This is a genomic window from Lapillicoccus jejuensis (assembly GCF_006715055.1).
GTDB lineage: Bacteria > Actinomycetota > Actinomycetes > Actinomycetales > Dermatophilaceae > Lapillicoccus > Lapillicoccus jejuensis.
This window is the reverse complement of record NZ_VFMN01000001.1, coordinates 463,804-478,289: the sequence shown is the minus strand read 5'-3', so window position 1 is coordinate 478,289 and position 14,486 is coordinate 463,804. Positions and strand designations below refer to the sequence as shown.

Sequence of the window (14,486 nt, the reverse complement as noted above, 5' to 3'; positions counted from 1 at the left end):
TACGGTGGCGGCGTGGACCTGCTCGCCGCCTGCCGCGTCCTCGTCCAGGTCGACGAGCGGGGCAGCGTGACGGGGGCGGCGGGCGCCCTCGGCGTCGCGCAGTCGGTGGCGAGCCGACGCCTGGCCGCCCTCGAGCGGCACCTCGGCGCGACCCTGCTCGAACGGCGCTCGCGGCGCTCCGTCCTCTCGGCGTACGGCCGCGACCTCGTCCCGACGGCGCGGCGGCTGGTCGCGCTCGCCGACGAGCTCGAGCTCGACGCCGAGCGGGCGCGGCTGCGCCCCCTGACGGTCGCCGTCCCCGACACCTGCGCCGACCGGGACCTCGCGGCGGTCGCGGCGGTGGCCCGGGGCGCGGGCCTGCACGTCGAGCTGCTGCCCGCCGGCCCGGCCGACCGCGCGGACCTCGTGGCGCGGCAGGCGGTCCGGGTCGGCCTGCTCGCGGTCCCCGCCGACGGCGCGACCTGGCGGACGCCGTTGGGGGCCGCGGGAGGACGCCGTACGGGGTCGTCGCCGCTGCGCCTCGAGCGGTTGCGCGCCTCGCGCAGCCCCCGCGGCGGGGCGCTGGCCGGTGCCCGGCTGCGGACCACCCCGGAGGACGAGGTGCCGCACGTGCGCGACGTCCTCGTCCGCGCGGGTGCCGCCGCCGGTCTCACCCCCGGACAGCTGCCGGTCGACCGGAGCCGCACCGCGGCCGTCGCCGGCGTGCTCGCCGACGGGGACCTGCTCCTGTGCTCGGCGCTCGAGGCCGACGACCTCGGACTGGCGTGGCGTCCGTTCGCCGGGCTCGGGCTGGCGCGCGGCCACCGGCTCGATGGGGAGAGCGCCGACGACGTGAGCGCCCTGCGGGACGCCGCCGGCGCGCAGCTCGCCGGGGCTCTCGGGGCTCTCGGGGCTCTCGGGGCGCGCCGTGGCTGAGCGCGCCGGCCTCGCGCGGGCGCGGGCCCGGGTGCGGTCGGACCTCGCCGAGGCGGGCCTCGTCGCCGGCCTGCTGGTCCGCGACCTCGGGACCGGCCGCGAGGCCGACGTCGAGGCGGACGTCCTCACGCCGGCGGCGTCGCTGGCCAAGCTGCCCCTGGCCCTCGCCGTCCTCACCCGGGTCGACGACGGTCGCCTCGACGGTGCCCGGCCCGTCGAGGTCCCCGCCGGAGACCCGGGCGAGGTCACGCCCGGGCTGGGTCGCTTCCGCCACCCCGCGGTCGTGGCCGTCGACGACCTCGTCGGTCTCGCCCTCACGATCAGCGACAACGCCGCCGCGGACGCCCTGCTGCGGCTCGTCCCGCCGGACGAGGTCGGCGCCGACCTCGAGCGCCTCGGGATCGGGCCGATGGTGCTGCGCCACCCCTTCGGCGACCTGTCCGACACCCCCCTCGACCGGTTGCCGCCGCACGAGGCGCACCTGGCCCACACCCTCGCCATCCGCGGCAGCACCCCCGCCCAGGGGCACCCGATCCGGCAGCTCGACGTGGCCCGCACCAACGTCGTCACCGCCCGGTCCGTCGCCGACCTGCTCGAGCGGGTCTGGACCGGACGCGGGCTGCGGCCGGTTGTCGCCGCGCGGCTGCGCGAGCACCTGCGAGGTTCCGTCGCCCGGCACCGCCTCGCCCCCGACCTCGCCTCCGACGACGCCCGCTGGGCGTCCAAGACGGGGACCCTGCTCAACCTGCGGCACGAGGCCGGCGTGGTCGAGCACGCCGACGGCGCGCGGGTCGTCGTCGTCGCGCTCAGCACCTCCCGCGTCCCGGCCACCGTGCAGCCCGCCGCCGAGGCGGCGCTCGGCGCCGCGGCGCGGCTGCTGCACGACCTCGTGCGCTGACCCGTCGCCGTACGGTGTCGCCGTGCTGATCCGCGACGCGACCGACGCCGACTGGCCGGCGATCCACCCGTTCTTCTCCGCCATCGTCGCGGCGGGGGAGTCCTACGCCTTCCCCGCCGGCCTCGGGCTCGAGGAGGGGCGCGGCTGGTGGATGGAGACCCCACCGGGGCGGACCGTCGTCGCGGTCGACGGCGACACGGTCCTCGGCAGCGCCAAGACGGGCCCGAACCGGCCGGGTCGCGGGGCCCACGTCGCGACGGCGAGCTTCATGGTCGACCCGGTCCACGCCGGCCGTGGCGTCGGCCGTGCCCTCGGCGAGCACGTCGTCGAGTGGGCCCGAGCGAGCGGCTACCGCGCGATCCAGTTCAACGCCGTCGTGGAGACCAACGAGCCGGCCGTGCGGCTGTGGCGCTCGCTCGGCTTCCGCGTCGTCGGCACGGTCCCCGGCGCCTTCGACCACCCCCGGCACGGGTACGTCGGCCTGCACGTCATGGTCCTCGACCTCACGACCTGACCTGCCCCGGACACGAAGATGCCCGGTCCCACCGGGACCGGGCCGGGTGACGGTTCACGTACCACAACGGGCCAACCGTCTGAAGTCTTCGAGGTGTGCCGCTCTCGTGACGTTTCCGTGTCGAGCGGCGTGAAACAACGTTCTCACCACATCGTGAGGAGCGCAGCAGGCTCGCCGGAATACACCCCGGAAATGGTCCGGGTGGACTAGTCGTCGTGGTCCGGGTGGCCGACCCGTCCTCCCGGACGTCCGACAGGGGGACGGCCGGCGGCCCCGCCGGGGGGTCGTCCCTACGATGACGAAGGTGAGCCTCGCGACCGACCCCCGCGCCCTCGGCCTGTCCGGCCGCTCCTTCCTCAAGGAGCTCGACCTCACGCCCGAGCAGTGGCGCGGCCTCGTCGACCTCACCCTCGAGCTCAAGGCCGAGCGCCGGGAGCGACGCGAGACGCCGCGGCTCACCGGCCGGTCGATCGCGCTGATCTTCGAGAAGACCTCGACCCGGACCCGCTGCGCGTTCGAGGTCGCGGCCTACGACCAGGGCGCGCACGTCACGGTCCTCGACCCGTCGGGCAGCCAGATCGGCCACAAGGAGTCGGTCGCCGACACGGCCCGCGTCCTCGGCCGGTTCTACGACGGCATCGAGTACCGCGGGACGGCGCAGGAGACCGTCGAGACCCTCGCGCAGCACGCCGGCGTCCCGGTCTGGAACGGCCTCACCGACGACTGGCACCCGACCCAGGCCCTGTGCGACGCGGTGACGATGCTCGAGCACACGACCAAGCCGGCGGAGCAGGTCGCCTTCGCCTACCTCGGCGACGCCCGCTTCAACATGGGCAACTCGCTGCTCGTCCTCGGCGCCCTCATGGGCATGGACGTGCGCATCGTGGCCCCGGCGCAGCTCCAGCCGCGGGCCGAGGTCCAGGAGCAGGCCCGCGCGCTCGCCGCCCGCACCGGCGCCCGGGTCACCGTCACCGACGACGTCGCCGTCGGGGTCGAGGGCGTCGACTTCGTCCACACCGACGTGTGGGTCTCGATGGGGGAGCCGAAGGAGGTGTGGGCCGAGCGGATCGCGCTGCTCACGCCGTACCGGGTCGACCGCGCCCTGCTCGAGGCGACCGGTAACCCGGACGTGCGCTTCCTGCACTGCCTCCCCGCCTACCACGACCTCGGCACGCAGGTCGGTCGCGACGTCCACGAGCAGTTCGGCCTCACCGAGCTCGAGGTCACCGACGAGGTGTTCGAGTCGGCGGCGTCGCTCGTCTTCGACCAGGCCGAGAACCGCCTGCACTCGATCAAGGCCGTCCTCGTCGCGACCCTCGGCTGAGGGACGCCGGCAGCCCGAACTCCGCGAACACCGCGGTGTCCATGAAGTGCGTGATGCCGGCGATCCGTCCGTCGTCGGTGACGTCGAGGACGTGCAGCGCGAACGGTTCCCACCGCCCCGCCGCGACCGGGTGGTAGACGGCCGCGGCGGGGGACCCGTTGGCGGCCGTGGTGAGCACCCGCGACCCGCGGCACACCTCGCCGGGCCCGCGCCACCACTGCTCGACCGACGACGACCCCGACAGCCACAGCGGGAACGGCGGCATGCTGAAGACGACGTCGTCGCGCAGCAGCCCGACGAGCCGCTCGACGTCGTACGCCTCGAAGGCCTCGACGTAGCGCGCGAGGACGGCGCCCTCGACCTCGGTGTCGCGCCCGCCCGCCTCGAGGGCGTCCAGCTCGCCGAGCGTCCGGCGTGCCCGCACGAGCGCCGAGTTCACCGACACGGTGGTCGTGCCGAGCAGCTCGGCGCACTCCTGCGCCGAGAAGGCGAGGACGTCGCGCAGCAGCAGGGCCGCCCGCTGCCGCGGCGGCAGGGACTGGAGCGCGGTGACGAAGGCGAGCCGTACGGAGTCACGCACGCCCACCACCTCCGCCGGGTCGGCCGCGGCCGGCAGGTGCGCGTCCGCGACCGGCCCGACCCACGGGGCGTCGTCGAGACGTCGCAGCGTGGTCGGGTCGGTCGGCACCTGCCCGGGGGAGGCGAGGTCCATCGGCAGCGACCGGCGCTGCGGCGCGCGCTGCATGTCGAGGCAGACCCGGGTCGCGATCGAGTAGAGCCAGGTGCGCACCGACGACCGACCCTCGTAGCCCTCGGCGTGCCGCCAGGCCTTGGTCATCGTCTCCTGCACGGCGTCCTCGGCCTCGGCGTAGCAGGCGAGGAACCGGTAGCAGTGCGCCACCAGCTCGGGCCGGAAGGTGGCCAGCTCGTCGACCGTCGGCGCGCTCACCCGCGGGAGCGTAGCGAGCACGATGCCGGGTCACCCCTCGTACCGCGCGTAGGTCATCAGCGCGTTGCCCGCCGGGGTGACGGCGCCCTCGAGCAGCCGCAGCCGGGTGACCGGCACGCTGTCGTCGAACAGGCGCTCGCCGGCCCCGGCGAGGGCCGGGTGGATGGTGACCATGAGCCGGTCGACGACGCCGCCCAGGAAGAGCGACCGGACGGTGCGCACCCCACCGACGACGTTGATGCCGCCCCCGTCGGACTCCTTGAGCGCCCGGACGTACTCGACCGGGTCGCCGCCGACGAGGGTGCTGTTCCAGTCCAGCTCGCCGTCGGGCCCGGCCTCGAGGGTGCTCGAGACCACGTGCTTGCGCGCCGGGTTGATGAACGCGCCGAAGGGGTCGTCGGCGTCGGCGGAGGACCAGAACGCCTTCCACTCCTCCCACAGCACGCGGCCGATGACGACGTCGGTGACGCCGGCGAGCGCGGTTTCCATGGCCGCGCCCTCCTCGGCGCCGAAGGCGCCGAACTGGAACAGGTGCGGGGACTGGGCGACCCCGTCCAGGCTGCTGAACTGGTGGGCGAGGACGGTGCGGCTCATGAGGTGCTCCTGGTGTGCGGGGCCCGGTCGGTCCGGGCCGTCACCGAGGTAGACGCGCCGTCCGCCGGGAACTCATCGCCGACCAGTAGGCCCGTTGCCCCAGCAGCGTCGCGGTCCCGGCCACGACCATCCCGGCGAGGTTGAGCCCGAGCTGGGCCAGCGACCCGCCCATCTCCGCGGGTGACCACACGGCCAGCCCGAGCGCGAGGTTGCCCGCGGCCGGCACGGTCGTCACCGAGATGAAGACGCCGACGAGCGCCGAGGCCCGACCCGACGTCGTCGACAGCACCCCCGCGATCCCCGCGAGGAGCGCCACGACGAGCGACCACCGGTCCGGGCGCCAGATGAACCCGGTCAGCGGTCGCGGCGCGAGCACGTCGTCGACGGTGACCCAGCCGCCGACCCGCGCCAGAAGGGCGAGGACGGTCACCACCGCGACGGCGAGCGCGAAACCGGTGACGAGCACGACCGCGGCGCGCGCGGCCAACCGCGGCCGGCGCAGCGCCAGGCCCACGCACGCCGCGGCCACGAGGGAGAACTCCGGCCCGACGACCATGGCACCGACGACGAGGATGCTGGAGTCGGTGACGACCGCGACCGCCGCGAGCGCGACCGCGAGCCACAGGAAGGCGTGGAAGCCCCACCCCGGCCGGACGGCGGCCTGCGCCTGGTCCTCGACGACCCGCCAGATCACCCCGTCCTCCGGGCTGCCCGGCGCCGCGCGCTCGGCCGCCACCGCGCCGGCGTACGGAGCCGCGGTGAGCTCCTGGAGGCTCACCGCGCCGGACCGCGCCAGGCCCAGCTCGTCGAGGTGGGCGAGCAGCCCGCCGGCGCGCTCCCGGGCGACGTCGGCGAGCACGGCGTCGCCGTCCGGGTCGCGGGCGGCGTCGCGGAGCACGACGACGTTGCGCACGGCCGGGTCGTCGTACAGCAGCGGCAGGACGGTGTCCCGCAGCGCCGGCGGCACGCTGAGGCGCAGCTGGACCATCACCCCGCGATGGTGCCAGAGCGCGACGGCCTACAGCGCGCGCCCGACCAGGTGCCCGATGCCGTAGGTGACGACCATGGCGAGCAGGCCGCCCACGACGTTGCGCGCCACCTGCCGCCCGGGCGGCATGCCGCCGAGCCGCGCGCTCGTCGCGCCGGTGAGGGCCAGCGCGACGACGACGAAGACGAGCAGCAGCGGCACCCGCAGGCTCGCCGACGCGAGCAGCGCGGCGAGGAACGGCACCAGCCCGCCGACGGTGAAGGCGGCCATCGACGCGAACGCGGCGTGCCACGGGTTGGTCAGCTCGTCCGGGTCGATGTTGAGCTCGATCTCCGCGTGCGCCCCGAGGGCGTCGTGCTCGGTGAGCTGCTGCGCGACCTGCTCGGCGAGCCCGCGCTCGAGGCCCTTGGCCTCGTACATCTGCGTCAGCTCCTCGAGCTCCTCCTCCGGGAACTCGCGCAGCTCGCGGGTCTCCTTGGCGATGAGGGCCTGCTCGGTGTCGCGCTGGGTGCTCACCGAGACGTACTCGCCGACGGCCATGGACAGGGCGCCGGCGACGAGCGCCGCCACCCCGGCGGTGGTGATCGGCCCGCGTTCGGTCGTCGCGCCGGCGACGCCGATGATGACGCCGGCCGTCGAGACGATGCCGTCGTTGGCGCCGAGGACGGCGGCGCGCAGCCAGTTGAGCCGGCCGCTCGCGGCCTCCGCGTGCGGCTCGGCGGCGTGCGTGGGCAGGGTCTCGGTCACGACGCCGCCTCGACGACGGCTCCGCCGGCCCGCGCGGCCTCGGCGACCCGGTGGGCGAGCTCGACGTCGAGCTGGGTCAGGCCGCCCTCGGAGTGGGTGCTGAGCACCCACGTCGTCGACGTCCAGCGGATGTCGATGTCGGGGTGGTGCTGCATCTGCTCGGCCACCTCGGCGACATCGTCGACGAGGCGGACCGCCGCCGGGAAGTCCGGGGAGGTGTACGTGGCCACGAGGGACGTGCCCTCCTGGCGCCAGCCGGTGAGGTCCGCGAGCTGTCGCGTGACCTCCTCCTGGGTGAGGATGCGTGCCATGCCCCCCATCCTCCCGGCGAGCGACCCGGGCCGCACCGAAGGTGAGGCAAACCGAAGCACCACCCGCCTCGTCGTCGGGGCCGCCCTCGTCGACGACCTCGCGCGCCCCACCACGGTGCTGGCGGCCCGCCGTACGGAGCCCCCGGCGCTCGCCGGCGGGTGGGAGCTGCCGGGGGGCAAGGTCGAGCCGGGGGAGGAGCCGCGCGCGGCGCTGCGCCGCGAGCTGCGCGAGGAGCTCGGGGTCGAGGTCGGGCTCGGCGCCCCGCTGCCCGGGCCGCTGCCCGACGGCGCCTGGCCGCTGGGGGAGCGCTACCGGATGCTCGTCTGGCTGGCCGTCGTCACGCAGGGCGAGCCGGCCCCCCTGGAGGACCACGACGCGCTGCGCGTCCTCACCGCCGACCGGCTCGAGGACGTCGCCTGGCTGCCCGCCGACCTGCCCGTCGTGCGGGCGCTGCGCGAGGTGGTCGGCGGCGCCCCGAAACCCTGAGAGACTGGTGGCATGGCCAGCAGGACCCGAGACGACATCCGTAACGTCGCCATCGTCGCCCACGTCGACCACGGCAAGACCACCCTCGTGGACAAGATGCTGTGGCAGTCGGGCGCGTTCGGCGAGCACCAGCACGTGGACGAGCGAGCGATGGACTCGGGCGACCTCGAGCGCGAGAAGGGCATCACCATCCTCGCCAAGAACACCGCGGTGCACTACCGCGGCAAGGCGGCGAGCGAGGCCGGGCTGGCCGACGGCGTGACGATCAACATCATCGACACCCCCGGTCACGCCGACTTCGGCGGCGAGGTCGAGCGCGGTCTGTCCATGGTCGACGGCGTCGTCCTGCTCGTCGACGCCTCCGAGGGCCCGCTGCCGCAGACCCGCTTCGTCCTGCGCAAGGCGCTCGCCGCGAAGATGCCGGTCATCCTGTGCATCAACAAGGTCGACCGCCCCGACGCCCGCATCGCCGAGGTCGTCGACGAGACCTACGAGCTCTTCCTCGACCTCGACGCCGACGAGCACCAGATCGAGTTCCCCATCGTCTACGCGTCGGCCAAGGCCGGTCGCGCGTCGCTGACCCGTCCCGAGGACGGCGGCATGCCCGACGGGGACGACCTCGAGCCGCTCTTCTCGACGATCCTGTCGACGATCCCCGCGCCGGTGTACGACGACGCCGCGCCCCTGCAGGCGCACGTCACCAACCTCGACTCGAGCAACTTCCTCGGCCGCCTGGCCCTGCTGCGCGTCTTCAACGGCACGATCACCAAGGGCCAGCAGGTCACCTGGTGCCGCCACGACGGCTCGCAGACCCGGGTGAAGATCACCGAGCTGCTCATGACCGAGGCCCTCGAGCGCAAGCCGGCCGAGTCCGCCGGCCCCGGCGACATCATCGCCGTCGCCGGCATCCCGGACATCACCATCGGCGAGACCCTTGCCGACCCCGAGGACCCGCGCCCGCTGCCGCTCATCACGGTCGACGAGCCGGCCATCTCCATGACGATCGGCACCAACACCAGCCCGATGGTCGGCCGCGTGCGCGGCTCTAAGGTCACCGCCCGGATGGTCAAGGACCGGCTCGACAAGGAGCTCGTCGGCAACGTCTCGCTGCGGATCCTGCCGACCGAGCGCCCCGACACCTGGGAGGTCCAGGGCCGTGGGGAGCTCGCGCTGGCCATCCTCGTCGAGCAGATGCGCCGCGAGGGTTACGAGCTGACCGTCGGCAAGCCGCAGGTCGTCACCCGCGAGGTCGACGGCAAGCTCCACGAGCCCGTCGAGCGCCTGACCATCGACACCCCCGAGGAGCACCTCGGGACGATCACGCAGATCATGGCCGCCCGCAAGGGCCGCATGGAGCAGATGACCAACCACGGCACCGGGTGGATCCGGATGGAGTTCCTCGTCCCCAGCCGCGGCCTCATCGGCTTCCGCACCGAGTTCCTCACCGAGACCCGCGGCACCGGCATCGCCCACCACGTCTTCGAGGACTACGAGCCGTGGCACGGCACGATCACGACCCGCACGAGCGGCTCGCTGGTCTCGGACCGCTCCGGCGTCGTCACCGCCTACGCGATGGTCAACCTCCAGGAGCGCGGCGTCCTCTTCACCGAGCCGACGACCGAGGTCTACGAGGGCATGATCGTCGGCGAGAACTCGCGCGCCGACGACATGGACGTCAACATCACCAAGGAGAAGAAGCTCACCAACGTGCGCGCCTCCTCGTCGGACAACTTCGAGAAGATCGTCCCGCCGCGGGCGCTCAGCCTCGAGCAGTCGCTGGAGTTCTGCCGGGAGGACGAGTGCGTCGAGGTGACGCCGGAGGCGGTGCGCATCCGCAAGGTCGTGCTCGACGCGACCGAGCGCGCCCGCACCGCGTCGCGCGCCCGCTCGGCCGCCAAGGCCTCCGCGCAGTAAGCACCCTCCGCCTCCTCGACACCGTCATGCCGCGTCGTCCGACCCGGGTCGCCCTCGTCGTCCCGCTGCTGCTCGCGGCGCTGGTCGCCGCGGCGTGCTCGGCCCCGTCGCGCAAGCCGTCGGCGGCGGTCGCGGCGGCCAACCGCGACCGCGGCGGCGCCCTCGAGGTCCTCCTCGACCAGGACGTGCGGCACTGGGACCCCCAGCGCATCGACGGCGGCCCGGAGGCGGCGCTCGCCGTGCGGATGTTCGTCCGCACCCTCACCACGACGAACGGCGGCGCCCCCGGCGTCGACGGCAGCCCCGTCCAGGCCGACCTCGCGACGACCACCGGGACCGCCACCGACGGCGGGCGCACCTGGACCTTCACCCTGCGCACCGACGTCGAGTGGCAGGACGAGCGGACGGTGACCTGCGAGGACGTCCGGTACGGCGTCTCGCGCGCCTTCGCGACGGACGTGCTCACGGGCGCGCCGGCGTACGCCGCCTCGCTGCTCGACATCCCGTCGACGACCGACGCGCAGGGGCGCACCGTCTCGGCGTACGCCGGCCCCTACCGCGGCACCGGTCAGGCGCTCTACGACCGGGCGGTCACCTGCTCGGGCCGCACGATCACCTTCCACCTCAAGCGGCCGGCGTACGACTTCGACCAGACCGTGGCCCTGCCCGCGTTCGCCCCCGTGCGCCGCGACCACGACCTGCGCGGCGCGATGAACCTCATGGTCTTCTCCTGCGGTCCGTACATGCTCGAGGGGGAGTACGTCCCCGGGGTGGGCGGCCGCTTCGTGCGCACGCGCACCTGGACCCCGCTGTCGGACTTCGTCCGGCGCGCCCTGCCCGACTCGGTCACCCTGCACGAGGGGCTCGACACGACGACCGCGGTGCAGCGGCTCGTCGACGACCAGGGCCCGGACCGCTTCGGGGTGACCGTCGCGGACACCCCGCCGGCGCTGCAGGCGCGGCTGCTCGACGACCCCGCCCTGGCCGGGCGCACGACCAGCGTGCCGACCCCGACGGTCGACGTGCTCGTCCCCGACACCCGCAGCCCCGTCATGCGCTCGGCCGCCGCCCGGCGCGCGCTCGCCGTGGCGACCGACCGCACGGCCTTCGTCGCCGCGTCCGGCGGCCCGACCGCCCTCGACGCCGCGACCTCGCTGCTGCCCTCCACGGTCGCCGGCACGAGCACCACCGACCCGTACGGCGCCCCGGCCGCCGGCGACCCCACCGCGGCCCGAGCGCTGCTCGCCGGGTCCGGCCTGACGCTGCCCGTCCCGATCCGCGTGGCCTACCGGTCCTCGGCCCTCGCCGACGCCGGTTTCGCGGCCCTCCGTGCGGGGTGGCAGCGGGCCGGCTTCGCCGTGACCCTCGTGCCGCTCGCCGAGGGCGCGACCGCGCCCGCCGGGGTCGACGTGAGCGAGCAGGCGTGGACGGCGGCCTGGCCGTCGGCCTCCACGCTGCTGCCCGTCTTCGTCGCCCGCACCCCGGGCTGGTCCACCGACCCCACCGTCACCCGGCTGCTCGCCGCCGCCGAGACCACCGAGGCGGCCACCGCCCGCGGGCAGGCCTGGGCGGCGCTCGACCGCGCCCTCGCCACCTCCGGGGCGTACGTCGCCCTCGCGCAGCCGACCCGCGTCCTCGTCCACGGTTCCGGGGTCGTCGGGTACGCCGACAGCGCCGACCTCGGGGGCTACCCCGACCTCGCGCGACTCCAGCTCGCCCGCCCCTGAGCCGTCGGAGGCGGACCGGACCCCTCCCAGCGCGCTCCCAGCCCGGCCCGCCGTGGGTCACGATCCGGCGACGCCGGGGGCGGGGCGGTTCAGGATGTGGGATGCGCTGGTCTAAGGTTTCGTCGGTCCGCCCCGCTGCGCGGGGTCTTTTCCACGAAGTGAGGGTCCGAACCGCATGACCATCGCCCCCGGCCAGGAGGACACCGCCGGTCGCTCCGAGATCGACGACGCGGCGCTCGACGGCGCCGTCGCCATCAAGGGGCGCTCTCCGTGGCAGATCGTCTGGTCCCGGCTCAAGCGGGACAAGGTGACGATGGTCGCCCTCGTCGTCTCCGTCCTCTTCCTCGTCGTGGGGGCGATCTCGCCGGTGCTCCAGGCGCTGGGCGTGCTCAAGCCCAACCTCACCCACCCCGACCTCGTTGCGGGTCTGGGCTCGATCCCGGACGGCTTCGCGGGTGGGGTGTCGTGGTCGCACCTGCTCGGTGTCGAGCCGGGCACCGGCCGCGACCTGGGCTCGCGCATCGTCGCCGGGCTGACGACCTCGCTCATCGTCGCGGTCTGCGCGACGATCTTCTCGGTCGTCGTCGGCACCGTCGTCGGCATCATCTCGGGCTTCGCCGGCGGGTTCGTCGACTGGCTCTTCAGCCGGTTCCTCGACCTCGTGCTGAGCTTCCCCTCGACGCTCATGCTGCTGTCGCTGCAGTCGGTCCTCGTGCCGCTCGTCGCCCGCGGCATCGGCGCCCAGGACACCGACCCCAGCGCCAAGATCGTCTTCATGATCCTCGTGCTCGGGTTCTTCGGGTTCCCGTACTTCGCGCGCATCATCCGCGGTCAGGTCCTCTCGCTGCGCGAGCGCGAGTTCGTCGAGGCGGCCCGCTCGCTCGGTGCCAAGCGCAGCCGGATCTACTTCGTCGAGCTCCTCCCGCACCTGTGGGCGCCGCTGCTCGTCTACACCACGCTCGTCATGCCGGCGAACATCGCCGCGGAGGCGGCCCTGGGCTACCTCGGCGTCGGCATCAACCCGCCGACCGCCTCGCTGGGCGCGATCCTCACCGACGCGGTCAACTACAGCCAGAGCGACTTCGCGTACTTCCTCTTCCCGGGTCTGACCGTCTTCATCCTGGTCCTGGCGTTCAACCTGCTCGGTGACGGGCTGCGGGACGCGCTCGACCCCAAGGCCGGCCGCTCGTGAGCCGAGCCCCCCAGTTGTCGCGGGCGTCCACCCGCGCAGACCTCGCGGCGACCGCCGCGGGGAGGCCTGCCGCCACCACAGGGGCGGCGGAGACCAGTGCACACAAGGAGAACACATGATGCGCACCAGGAGGGGAGCCCTCACGGTGGCCCTCGGCGCCGTCGTCGCCGTCGCCGCGGGCGCCTGCAGCTCGTCCGGTGGTTCGGGCGGCTCGGCCTCCGGCTCCGCCGGCTCGGCCCCCACCAAGGGCGGGACGATCTACGTCCTCGACCTCGGCCCGCACAACGGCCTCGACCCGCAGCAGAGCTACGTCGGTGCCGACCTCGAGTTCGCGAGCCGCGCGTACTCCCGCAGCCTCGTCACCTGGAGCGCGGACTCCGACCCCAAGCTCGTCCCGGACCTGGCGACCGACACCGGCACCATGTCGGACGGCGGCAAGACCTGGACGTTCACCCTCAAGGGTGACGCCAAGTGGCAGGACGGCAAGACCGTCTCCTGCGACGACATCAAGTACGGCATCTCGCGCACCTTCGCGACCGACGTCATCTCCAACGGTCCGACGTACATCCTGTCGTTCCTCGACGTCCCGTCCGACTCCGACGGCGCCCCGATCTACAAGGGCCCCTACAAGACGGACGCCGCCGGCCAGGCCGCCTTCGACAAGGCGATCACCTGCGAGGGCGAGAAGCTGACCCTGCACTTCAAGAAGCCGTGGGCCGACTTCAACCAGGCCACCGCCTCGCTCGCCTCGTTCAACGCGTTCCGCAAGGACAAGGACAAGGGCGCCAACAGCCTGTTCGAGGCGTTCTCCGACGGCCCGTACATGCTCCAGGGCACGTTCGACCAGAACACCGGCGGCACCTTCGTGCGCAACCCCAACTGGGACGCGTCGAAGGACCCGGTGCGCAAGGCCTACCCGGACAAGATCGTCATCCAGGAGGGCATCGCGTCCGAGCAGCAGTACCAGCGGCTCATCGCGGACTCCGGCAACGACCAGACGGCCATCACCTACACCTCGGCCCCGCCGGCGCAGCTGGCCAACGTCGTGGCGAAGAAGGACCGCCTGTCCAACCCGGTCGCGCCGTACGTCGACTACCTCACGCCGAACTACCAGTCGGCCACGATGAAGAACCCGGCGATCCGCAAGGCCTTCGCCCAGGCCACCAACCGCGACGCCTACATCCAGGCCAACGGTGGGTCGCAGATCATGACGCCGACCTACGCCATCTGCAACAAGGCGCTGAAGTGCTACAAGGACTTCAACCCCTTCAACACCCCCACCTCGGGTGACCCGAGCGCGGCCAAGGCCACGCTGCAGGCGGCCGGCATCACGACCCCGGTCAACATCACGGTCGTCTACCGCAAGACGGCGACCCGCGACAAGGCCTTCTCGGCCCTGAAGCAGACCTGGGACCAGGGTGGCTTCAACACCACCCTCGAGGGCATCCAGGACAAGTACTACCGGACCATCTCGAGCGCGGCGAGCAAGAGCAAGGACGTCTTCTTCGCCAGCTGGGGTGCGGACTGGCCCTCGGGCTCGACCGACATCCCGCCGCTGTTCGACGGGCGCATCAACATCACGCCCACGAGCAGCAACCAGGACTACGGCTACTTCAACAACGACGAGGTCAACAAGGCCATTGACGCGGCCTACCTGATCTCCGACGCCGACGCCCGCGAGAAGGCCTGGGGCGACATCGACGAGATGATCAACAAGGACGGTGGCGTCGTGCCGCTCGTCAACCAGAAGTTCGTCTTCCTGCGCGGCTCGAAGGTCAAGGGCTACACGATCAACGCGGCCTTCGGCGGCTACGTCGACTTCGCCACGCTCGCGGCGCAGTGACCGACTGACCACGCTCCACCAGCACCACCTCGCAGCACCCGTGTGACGCTCCCGTAGCGTGCACCGCACCACCACGGTCGTGC

Annotated in this window: 14 protein-coding genes; 9 read left to right on the top strand and 5 right to left on the bottom strand. The window is 73.6% G+C overall.

Annotated elements, in window-relative coordinates:
- Positions 1-12: 12 nt before the first annotated feature.
- The 4 genes from FB458_RS02270 (at position 13) to argF (ending at position 3,651) form a co-directional block, all read left to right on the top strand.
- On the top strand, positions 13-915 hold the full coding sequence (locus FB458_RS02270; RefSeq protein WP_170185545.1) for a helix-turn-helix domain-containing protein: 903 nt from the start codon (positions 13-15) through the stop codon (positions 913-915).
- Positions 908-1,813, top strand: coding sequence for a serine hydrolase (locus FB458_RS02265; protein WP_141846392.1), 906 nt, complete (start codon positions 908-910; stop codon positions 1,811-1,813). Before FB458_RS02270 ends, FB458_RS02265 begins: the two co-directional genes overlap by 8 nt.
- 22 nt (positions 1,814-1,835) lie before the next feature.
- A complete protein-coding gene (locus FB458_RS02260) occupies positions 1,836-2,327 on the top strand; it encodes a GNAT family N-acetyltransferase (protein WP_141846391.1) in 492 nt (163 codons plus the stop codon).
- A gap of 304 nt (positions 2,328-2,631) precedes the next feature.
- On the top strand, positions 2,632-3,651 hold the full coding sequence (argF, locus tag FB458_RS02255; RefSeq protein ID WP_425460832.1) for an ornithine carbamoyltransferase: 1,020 nt from the start codon (positions 2,632-2,634) through the stop codon (positions 3,649-3,651).
- On the opposite strand, the gene FB458_RS02250 is transcribed toward argF, so the two are convergent.
- Genes FB458_RS02250 through FB458_RS02230 form a run of 5 tightly spaced genes read right to left on the bottom strand, consistent with a single transcriptional unit; the run spans position 3,620 to position 7,240 of the window.
- Positions 3,620-4,600, bottom strand: a complete 981-nt coding sequence (locus FB458_RS02250; RefSeq protein ID WP_141846389.1) for a sigma-70 family RNA polymerase sigma factor — start codon at positions 4,598-4,600, stop codon at positions 3,620-3,622. The genes argF and FB458_RS02250 overlap by 32 nt on opposite strands.
- A gap of 30 nt (positions 4,601-4,630) precedes the next feature.
- Positions 4,631-5,194, bottom strand: coding sequence for a dihydrofolate reductase family protein (locus FB458_RS02245; protein ID WP_141846387.1), 564 nt, complete (start codon positions 5,192-5,194; stop codon positions 4,631-4,633).
- A 40-nt stretch (positions 5,195-5,234) separates the two neighbouring features.
- On the bottom strand, positions 5,235-6,182 hold the full coding sequence (locus tag FB458_RS02240) for a DUF389 domain-containing protein (RefSeq protein ID WP_246061457.1): 948 nt from the start codon (positions 6,180-6,182) through the stop codon (positions 5,235-5,237).
- Between the two features lie 30 nt (positions 6,183-6,212).
- Positions 6,213-6,929 carry a VIT1/CCC1 transporter family protein gene (locus tag FB458_RS02235; RefSeq protein ID WP_141846383.1) on the bottom strand — a complete coding sequence of 239 codons (717 nt, stop codon included), beginning with the start codon at positions 6,927-6,929 and terminating at the stop codon, positions 6,213-6,215.
- Positions 6,926-7,240, bottom strand: coding sequence for a 4a-hydroxytetrahydrobiopterin dehydratase (locus tag FB458_RS02230; RefSeq protein ID WP_141846381.1), 315 nt, complete (start codon positions 7,238-7,240; stop codon positions 6,926-6,928). The genes FB458_RS02235 and FB458_RS02230 overlap by 4 nt, the downstream gene beginning before the upstream one ends.
- Here FB458_RS02230 and FB458_RS02225 point away from each other — a divergent pair.
- The 5 genes from FB458_RS02225 to FB458_RS02205 all read left to right on the top strand — a co-directional run bounded on the left by FB458_RS02225 (position 7,239) and on the right by FB458_RS02205 (position 14,403).
- Positions 7,239-7,727, top strand: coding sequence for a (deoxy)nucleoside triphosphate pyrophosphohydrolase (locus FB458_RS02225; protein WP_141846379.1), 489 nt, complete (start codon positions 7,239-7,241; stop codon positions 7,725-7,727). The genes FB458_RS02230 and FB458_RS02225 overlap by 2 nt on opposite strands.
- A gap of 12 nt (positions 7,728-7,739) precedes the next feature.
- Positions 7,740-9,641, top strand: coding sequence for a translational GTPase TypA (gene typA, locus FB458_RS02220; protein ID WP_141846378.1), 1,902 nt, complete (start codon positions 7,740-7,742; stop codon positions 9,639-9,641).
- A gap of 26 nt (positions 9,642-9,667) precedes the next feature.
- Positions 9,668-11,368: an ABC transporter substrate-binding protein gene (locus FB458_RS02215; protein WP_141846375.1), complete on the top strand. Its 1,701-nt coding sequence runs from the start codon at positions 9,668-9,670 to the stop codon at positions 11,366-11,368.
- A gap of 175 nt (positions 11,369-11,543) precedes the next feature.
- A complete protein-coding gene (locus tag FB458_RS02210) occupies positions 11,544-12,560 on the top strand; it encodes an ABC transporter permease (protein WP_141846373.1) in 1,017 nt (338 codons plus the stop codon).
- A 115-nt stretch (positions 12,561-12,675) separates the two neighbouring features.
- The gene (locus FB458_RS02205) at positions 12,676-14,403 is read left to right on the top strand and encodes an ABC transporter substrate-binding protein (protein ID WP_141846371.1); all 1,728 of its coding nucleotides are present in this window, start codon (positions 12,676-12,678) and stop codon (positions 14,401-14,403) included.
- The last annotated feature ends 83 nt before the right edge of the window (positions 14,404-14,486 follow it).